Below are 7,514 nucleotides of genomic sequence, written 5' to 3' on the forward strand. Positions count from 1 at the left end.
CTATGTTCCCTAGTTGTAACACAACTTAGCTTAAACTTGTTACAATGGGGGTTTGAGAGATTGCGAATTAAAGGTGTGTTGTGGTCTTAGACTTTTCTAGATATTCCAGCGTAAAAATCGGGGGCAAAGTAGAGGTGGCGTTGTTGCACCAATGTGGGCATTATGAAGTGCAGATGGTGGGCTTGGCTAATAACCTCCTAGTTGCTCCGGGGGCGCAAAATTTGGCGATTTTGGATCGTTGTTTTGACTACATAGACGATCGGGAGAGTTTTATTGAAGTGGGGGCAAAGACGAGCGCGCAAAAACTCTTTGGCTATTTTAGGGATCATAACTTAGGTGGGCTAGAGTTTTTAAGCGCGTTGCCCGGGAGTGTGGGTGGGCTACTTAAGATGAATGCAGGCATGAAAGCCTATCAGATAAGTGATGTTGTCCTACAAGCTAATATCAATGGGACATGGTTAGACGCAGAGGTGCTGGGTCTAGGGTACCGCTCTAGCGCATTTGAGGGTGTGATCTTTGGGGTGCGCTTGCAAAAGGTACTGGGTTTTAGAGAAAGCGTTTTGCACGAATGTAAGCGCATGCGCGCCCACCACCCCAAAAAACCCAGTTTTGGGAGTTGTTTTAAAAACCCGCCCGGGGATTTTGCCGGTAGGTTGTTAGAGGTGGTGGGGCTTAAGGGGTTTAGCTTGGGACGCGTGGGTTTTTCTAGCGTGCATGCCAATTTCTTGGTCAATCTAGGAGGCGCGCATTTTGAAGAAGCTTTAGATTTGATCGCACTAGCCAAAGAGCGGGTTTCACGAACTTTTGGGATTGTGTTACAAGAAGAGGTGTGTATTCTAACTTAGGGAGTTACTCACCACAAACACCACCGCCACAGCAAATCCTTGATCGTGGCTAATGCTTAAATGGAGGCTGTGGGTATTAAATAGGACTTGCTTGGCAGGGCTTAGGGTGATGAGGGGTGCACCTAGTTTGTTTTTAGAAAGCCACATGTCTAAGAAACCTAGCTTAGAACCAATGCCCACACCCAAAGCCTTAGCGCATGCCTCCTTAGCCGCCCAAGCCCCGGCTAGACTAGCAGGCTTGATAAAAATCTCTTGCTCTTGTGGGGATAAAAAGCGATCTAAAAAGTGTTGCCTGAAGCGCGCTACACTCCTAGCGATGCGCTCAACACTGACCAAATCAATACCGATCATTGGATTACAAAGTCAGTAAAAAAGACATTTTTAATAAAGCCATCGATGAGAAAGCTATTGATATTGCTTCTAATTTCTTCCTTGAGCTTGTTTTTGCCCTTGAGTGTAATGATCTCCTCATAAGATTTAGAGGATAAAATCTCAATGATGGTGTCTTTGATCGCCGTTTCTTTTGCCTTGATCTCCTCCAATAGTTTAGGATCGCTCAATTCTAAACTAATGCTCGTTTTGAGATAACGGCGACCATTATTACTGATCAAATTCACCACAAAAGGGTCACTTAAGGGAAAGAGAGGTCCTAGTGAGAGATAATCTGAAGATTTGACCATCAAATCCGATCCGCCTCCATTCTCATCAATCTTACTAGCCTCTCTAATCTGCCTTGCCTTGTTGGTTGCCGTGCCTTTTTTGTTGTCTTCATGTGTAGCATTCTTATTGAGCAATAACATTGCGATTACGCCGACCAAAATCAGCATCACCAAGATTGCGCCCACAACTACAAATAAAATTGCCTTGCTCTTCTTAGGGGCCTTAGCATCATCTGCCATTTATTTTCCTTTTAAAATATAGTAACTCAAGCTGGTTCTGCCAAACTTTCTTTGCTTTATTATACTAAACTTGGGGGGGTTTGTACCCATATGTTCGTTGCTTTGGTGCTCTAAGATGATTAAAACCCCATGTTCTAAAGCCCTCGTTAAATTGAGATTTTCTAAAAGCTCCCAACAAGCCGGGTAAAGATTGGGCTTAAATGGGGGGTCTAGGTAAAGAATAAGCAAGCCTTGAGGCTCTAAATTGGCCAAATGGATGGGCAGGAGTTGAAAAGCATCGCCTAAGTAACTTTGAGCGTTACAGGGCTTTAAGCGCGCTTGGCAGAGTTGGATATTTTGTTGCAGGACTTTAAAGACAAGCGGGTCTTTTTCAAAAAAAAGGGCTCGGTGTGCCCCCAAACTCAGTGCTTCTAGTCCCATGCTCGCACTGCCTCCAAAAACCTCAATAAAACTGCTATTTTGGATACTGGTCCCCAAGACATTAAACACCGATTGCTTGATGATCGCTTTTGTGGGGCGGGTGGTGGCTTTGGATGGGAGGTGGAGAGACAATCCTTTAAGTGCCCCGCCTAAAATCTTAAACAAAGGGGTTGGCATTATTGGCGGTAATCTTGGATCAAAGCTAAAAGCTTATGGGTGTATTCTTGTAATAAAGCTTGGACCCGGCTTTCCAAACTCTGGGTTTGGGCTTGGTCGCCATAAAAGGCGTGGAGCTTCTCAAGCAATTCGCTTTTAGTGAAGGGAGTCAAGATGTGAGCATTAGATTCAGAGCCGATTAAACAGGTTGCTTTGTAAGGGTTTTTCACCAAATGATCGCTCAAAATAAAATCGCAACTCTCTAGAGGGTATAGAAAATCTTGCAGGTACTGCTCCAACACACGCTTTAAGAGCAAAGAGTGGCAATCCAAAAAAATTTTCATCTTTAGCTCCGTTTTGCTAGAACTAAGCTATTATTACATATCTTGGGTTTATTTCTGCTTTCAAGGGGTTGTATGCAGCATATCCGCAATTTTTCCATCATCGCCCACATCGACCATGGCAAGAGCACCTTAGCTGACTGCTTGATTCAAGCCTGCAAGGCTTTGAGCGGTCGCGAGATGACCAGCCAAGTTTTAGACACCATGGACATTGAAAAAGAGAGGGGGATCACGATCAAAGCCCAATCTGTGCGCCTCAACTACCGCTACAAAGGACAGGACTATATTTTAAATCTCATAGACACCCCCGGGCATGTAGATTTTAGCTATGAGGTGTCGCGATCCTTGCATGCGTGTGAAGGCGCGCTCTTGGTTGTGGATGCCACGCAAGGTGTACAAGCCCAAACCATCGCCAATGTCTATATCGCCCTAGACAACCATTTAGAGATTTTACCCGTGCTCAATAAAATAGACCTGCCCAGTGCTGAGGTGGAAGCGGTTAAAGAGGATATTGAGGACACCATTGGATTAGACTGCAGTGAGGCCAACTGTGTGAGTGCTAAGACCCACCTGGGCATCAACAAACTCTTAGAAACCATCATCACCAAAATCCCCCCCCCAATAGGCGACAAGCAAGCCCCCACAAAGGCTCTCATCTACGACTCGTGGTTTGATAATTATTTAGGGGCACTGGCTCTCGTGCGTCTAAAAGAGGGGCGGCTGTGTGTCAATCAGGAAGTCTTAGTCATGGGGAGTGCTAAGACCCACCAAGTGCTAGGCCTTTACTACCCCAACCCCCTACATAAAATCTCTACAGACTCCATTGAGTGCGGGGAAATCGGGATTGTGTCTTTGGGTTCTAAGAATTTAACAGATATTGCCGTGGGGGATACCATCACCGATGCCAAAACCCCTACGCCCACACCCATAGAGGGCTTTAAACCCGCCAAGCCCTTTGTCTTTGCCGGGCTTTACCCCATTGAGAGCGATCAATTTGAGGAATTGCGCGAGGCCTTGTTAAAATTACAACTCAATGATGCGTCCTTGCAATTTGAGCCAGAAAGTAGCGTGGCTTTGGGCTTTGGTTTCCGTGTGGGTTTTTTGGGCTTGTTGCACATGGAGGTGATCAAGGAGCGTTTAGAGCGGGAGTTTAATTTAAACTTGATTGCCACAGCCCCCACGGTGCTCTATGAGGTGCATTTGACAGATGGGCAAATCATCAGCGTACAAAATCCTAGCCAACTACCCGTTGAAAACACCATCGCCAGCATTAAGGAGCCCTATGTCAAGGCAAGCATCATTGCGCCCAGCGAATACTTGGGCAACTTGCTAGGCTTGCTCAATAACAGGCGGGGGGTGCAAGATAAAATGGAGTATTTGAATCAAAACCGCGTGATGCTCACTTACGATTTGCCCAGTAATGAAATTGTGATGGACTTTTATGATAAGCTTAAATCTTGCACAAAGGGTTATGCCAGCTTTGATTATGAACCCATCGGCTACAAAGAAGGGCAATTAGTCAAGCTAGATGTTCGGGTGGCTAATGAGGTGGTGGATGCACTCTCTATTATTGTGGATCGGAGTAAAGCCTATGAAAAGGGCAAGGCCTTAGTCGAAACCATGAAAGCCTTGATTCCACGGCAACTCTTTGAAGTGGCGATCCAAGCTAGTATTGGCAATAAAATCATTGCTAGAGAAACGGTCAAATCGGTGGGCAAAAATGTAACGGCGAAATGCTATGGAGGCGACATCACCCGCAAACGCAAACTCCTAGAGAAACAAAAAGAGGGCAAAAAACGCATGAAAGCCATTGGCAAAGTCCATCTCCCTCAAGAGGCGTTTTTAGCGATCTTGAAGGTGGATTAGCCTCTCCATGCACCCTGTTTTTAAGATGCAAGCCTTCTTTAAGCCAGTTAGGATTACTATCACCCAATAAGAGGAAACATGATTATCACCGCAATAACACAGATAGTAGGCTCTACCCCTATTTTTAAATTCACTAGCCAACATTACCCTATCCCAAAGGATTCGGTGATCTATGCCAAATTAGAGTATTTAAATCCGGGAGGGAGCATTAAGGATCGCTTGGGGCAATACCTCATAGAGGAGGGCATCAAAGCGGGCAAAATCACCCCCCAGACGACCATTATTGAACCCACTGCGGGTAATACAGGCATTGCCCTAGCCCTAGTCGCCCTAGAACACCGCCTAAGAACCATTTTTGTTGTCCCAGAAAAATTTAGCCTAGAAAAACAACAAATTATGAGAGCCTTAGGAGCCGAGGTGATTAACACACCCACTAATCAAGGTATTAAGGGGGCGATCGCCAAGAGCAAGGAGTTAGCTCAGAATATCCCTAATAGCTACCTGCCTCTGCAATTTGAAAACCCGCTCAACCCGCAAACCTACTACTATACTCTAGGACCAGAGATTATCCAAGAGCTGGGCACACAGCTTACTAGCTTTGTAGCAGGAATTGGGAGCGGGGGCACTTTTGCAGGCACGGCTCAATACTTAAAGGAACACATCTCCACAATACGCCTCATTGGGGTAGAACCGGAGGGTTCGATCTTAAATGGGGGAAAACCCGGACCCCATGAGATTGAGGGGATTGGGGTGGAGTTCATCCCGCCCTTTTTTGCAGATTTAGAGATCGATGGCTTTGAGACCATCACAGATAAAGAGGGGTTTGATTGTACTAGGGAGTTGGCTAGAAAAAGTGGCTTATTAGTGGGGAGCTCTAGTGGGGCGGCTTTTGTGGCGGCTTTGCGTGAGGCGCAACGCCTCCCAAGGGGAAGCCAAGTTTTAACCATCTTCCCGGATATGGCGGATCGTTATCTCTCTAAGGGTATTTATCTATGAACAAAGGAAATCACATGCGCATGCAAACAAAACTCATCCATGGGGGCATTAGTGAAGATGGGGTAACTGGGGCGGTGAGCGTGCCCATTTATCAGACCTCTACCTACCGCCAAGAGGGGGTGGGTCGTCCTAAGGGCTATGAATATTCGCGCTCAGGCAACCCCACGCGCTTTGCCCTCGAGGAACTCATTGCAGACTTAGAGGGCGGGGTGAAGGGCTTTGCCTTTGCCTCTGGGCTGGCTGGAATCCATGCGGTGTTTTCTCTCTTGCAACAGGGCGATCATGTATTATTGGGCGATGATGTCTATGGAGGGACTTTTCGCCTATTTGACAAAGTGCTCACTAAAGGCGGGCTTACTTATAGCATTATAGACACCAGCGACACCTCTCAAATAGAAAGGGCGATTCAGCCCAACACCAAAGCCCTTTATTTAGAAACCCCCAGCAACCCCCTACTCAAAATCACCGATCTAAAACAATGCGCTAATATTGCTAAAAGTCATGAACTGATCACCATTGTGGATAACACCTTTGCAACCCCCTATTACCAAAACCCCTTATCGCTAGGTGCGGATATTGTAGTGCATAGTGGCACTAAATACTTAGGAGGGCATAGCGATGTGGTCGCCGGGCTTGTAAGTACCAATAACCAAGACTTGGCTACAGAGATCGCCTTTTTTCAAAACGCTATCGGGGGGGTGCTAGGACCTTGGGATAGTTGGTTATTACAAAGGGGCATGAAAACCCTCGCTTTACGCATGGAGGCACACCAAAAAAACGCCTTGAGTGTGGCTAAGTTTCTACAAGCGCACCCCAAAGTAGAGAAAGTCTATTACCCCGGTCTGCCCACCCACCCCAACCACGAACTAGCCAAAGCCCAAATGAGCGGTTTTAGCGGTATGCTTTCTTTCACACTCAAAGATGGTAGCCAAGCCAGTGCATTTGTAGAAAGCTTGAAACTATTTATTTTGGGCGAGAGTTTGGGCGGAGTGGAGAGCTTGGTAGGTGTCCCGGCATTAATGACCCATGCGAGCATCCCTAAGCAACAGCGCGAAGCTGTGGGGATTAAAGATGGCTTGGTGCGCCTCTCAGTGGGCATTGAAGATAGCCAAGATTTGCTAGAGGATTTAGAGCAAGCCCTTGCCAAATTAGATTAAAAGGAGTAAATCATGAAAATGAATGTTGAGAGTTTCAATTTGGATCACACTAAAGTTAAAGCCCCCTATGTGCGTGTGGCTGATCGCAAGAGAGGAGAACATGGGGATGCGATCGTTAAATACGATGTGCGCCTCAAACAGCCCAACCAAGAACACATGGACATGCCTAGTTTGCACTCTTTGGAGCACTTGGTCGCCGAGTTGATTCGCAACCACGCTGATTATGTGCTAGATTGGTCACCCATGGGTTGCCAGACGGGCTTTTATTTGCTGGTATTAAACCATGACAATTACAATGAGATTTTAGAACTCTTGGAAAAAACCATGCAAGATGTGCTCAAGGCTACAGAAGTGCCCGCGTGCAATGAAGTCCAATGCGGTTGGGCGGCCAACCACAGCCTAGAGGGCGCGCAAACCTTAGCACGCGCCTTTTTAGCCAAACGGAATGAGTGGAGCGAAGTGGGGGTTTAAAACGCAAATGCTTTTGCGTGGGTTGTTTAACTGAACGCCCCCACCACAGCACTAAACACCGGTTTAATCCCACTCGCCACAGATTTAACCACATTACCCACAAAACTGATAGCCAATCCGGTATGTAACCATACCCAAGTTACAATCCCGTTAGAGGGGCAAGCGTTACGCTTGCTTCCACAAGCGTAACTTCGGGGGTTTCCCACCCAGAAAACGCATCGCGTTTTTCCTTGATAGCATGCCCTTCATCTAGCATACCTAAAGCATAATTCCTAATGTGCAGTGGCTTTTTACCTGTGTTGCTCCCACAAGTAGAGCAGATTTGAGAGCTAGGAAAGTATTGGTCAATCTTTAGCAAAGTTT

9 protein-coding genes and 1 pseudogene are annotated in these 7,514 nt (G+C 46.5%); 5 read left to right on the forward strand and 5 right to left on the reverse strand.

Annotated features, from left to right (window positions below; genetic code table 11):
- Positions 1–80: 80 nt before the first annotated feature.
- The gene (locus EAO36_RS06635) at positions 81–845 is read left to right on the forward strand and encodes a UDP-N-acetylmuramate dehydrogenase (RefSeq protein WP_120948581.1); all 765 of its coding nucleotides are present in this window, start codon (positions 81–83) and stop codon (positions 843–845) included.
- On the opposite strand, the gene acpS is transcribed toward EAO36_RS06635, so the two are convergent.
- From acpS to EAO36_RS06655, 4 genes are read right to left on the reverse strand one after another with little or no spacing between them, the layout of a single operon-like run.
- Complete coding sequence (acpS, locus tag EAO36_RS06640; RefSeq protein ID WP_120955879.1) at positions 837–1,196, reverse strand: holo-ACP synthase; 360 nt, start codon at positions 1,194–1,196, stop codon at positions 837–839. The two genes, EAO36_RS06635 and acpS, sit on opposite strands and share 9 nt — an antisense overlap.
- On the reverse strand, positions 1,193–1,744 hold the full coding sequence (gene fliL / locus EAO36_RS06645; RefSeq protein ID WP_120948579.1) for a flagellar basal body-associated protein FliL: 552 nt from the start codon (positions 1,742–1,744) through the stop codon (positions 1,193–1,195). The genes acpS and fliL overlap by 4 nt, the downstream gene beginning before the upstream one ends.
- Entirely contained in the window at positions 1,745–2,341 is a 597-nt protein-coding gene (rsmD, locus tag EAO36_RS06650; RefSeq protein ID WP_120948578.1) for a 16S rRNA (guanine(966)-N(2))-methyltransferase RsmD, read from the reverse strand.
- The gene (locus EAO36_RS06655; protein ID WP_120948577.1) at positions 2,341–2,664 is read right to left on the reverse strand and encodes a hypothetical protein; all 324 of its coding nucleotides are present in this window, start codon (positions 2,662–2,664) and stop codon (positions 2,341–2,343) included. The genes rsmD and EAO36_RS06655 overlap by 1 nt, the downstream gene beginning before the upstream one ends.
- A 72-nt stretch (positions 2,665–2,736) precedes the next feature.
- Here EAO36_RS06655 and lepA point away from each other — a divergent pair, with 72 nt between their 5' ends.
- From lepA to EAO36_RS06675, 4 genes are all read left to right on the forward strand, one after another.
- Positions 2,737–4,527 carry a translation elongation factor 4 gene (gene lepA / locus EAO36_RS06660; protein WP_120955880.1) on the forward strand — a complete coding sequence of 597 codons (1,791 nt, stop codon included), beginning with the start codon at positions 2,737–2,739 and terminating at the stop codon, positions 4,525–4,527.
- A gap of 78 nt (positions 4,528–4,605) precedes the next feature.
- Positions 4,606–5,523: a PLP-dependent cysteine synthase family protein gene (locus tag EAO36_RS06665; protein ID WP_120955881.1), complete on the forward strand. Its 918-nt coding sequence runs from the start codon at positions 4,606–4,608 to the stop codon at positions 5,521–5,523.
- A 14-nt stretch (positions 5,524–5,537) separates the two neighbouring features.
- The gene (locus tag EAO36_RS06670; protein WP_120955883.1) at positions 5,538–6,680 is read left to right on the forward strand and encodes a cystathionine gamma-synthase; all 1,143 of its coding nucleotides are present in this window, start codon (positions 5,538–5,540) and stop codon (positions 6,678–6,680) included.
- 12 nt (positions 6,681–6,692) lie between these two features.
- Entirely contained in the window at positions 6,693–7,151 is a 459-nt protein-coding gene (locus tag EAO36_RS06675; protein WP_162983099.1) for an S-ribosylhomocysteine lyase, read from the forward strand.
- A 139-nt stretch (positions 7,152–7,290) separates the two neighbouring features.
- Here the strand turns inward: EAO36_RS06675 and EAO36_RS08760 are convergent.
- Positions 7,291–7,514, reverse strand: a pseudogene (locus EAO36_RS08760) (hypothetical protein); the annotation flags it as partial.

Source organism: Helicobacter mehlei (assembly GCF_003660265.1).
Taxonomy (GTDB): domain Bacteria; phylum Campylobacterota; class Campylobacteria; order Campylobacterales; family Helicobacteraceae; genus Helicobacter; species Helicobacter mehlei.

Bases quoted from the DNA above. Each gene is read 5' to 3' on its own strand.
- acpS (WP_120955879.1), bottom strand. From the start codon at position 1,196: ATGATCGGTATTGATTTGGTCAGTGTTGAGCGCATCGCTAGGAGTGTA.
- fliL (WP_120948579.1), bottom strand. From the start codon at position 1,744: ATGGCAGATGATGCTAAGGCCCCTAAGAAGAGCAAGGCAATTTTATTT.
- rsmD (WP_120948578.1), bottom strand. From the start codon at position 2,341: ATGCCAACCCCTTTGTTTAAGATTTTAGGCGGGGCACTTAAAGGATTG.
- EAO36_RS06655 (WP_120948577.1), bottom strand. From the start codon at position 2,664: ATGAAAATTTTTTTGGATTGCCACTCTTTGCTCTTAAAGCGTGTGTTG.
- lepA (WP_120955880.1), top strand. From the start codon at position 2,737: ATGCAGCATATCCGCAATTTTTCCATCATCGCCCACATCGACCATGGC.
- EAO36_RS06665 (WP_120955881.1), top strand. From the start codon at position 4,606: ATGATTATCACCGCAATAACACAGATAGTAGGCTCTACCCCTATTTTT.
- EAO36_RS06670 (WP_120955883.1), top strand. From the start codon at position 5,538: ATGCGCATGCAAACAAAACTCATCCATGGGGGCATTAGTGAAGATGGG.
- EAO36_RS06675 (WP_162983099.1), top strand. From the start codon at position 6,693: ATGAAAATGAATGTTGAGAGTTTCAATTTGGATCACACTAAAGTTAAA.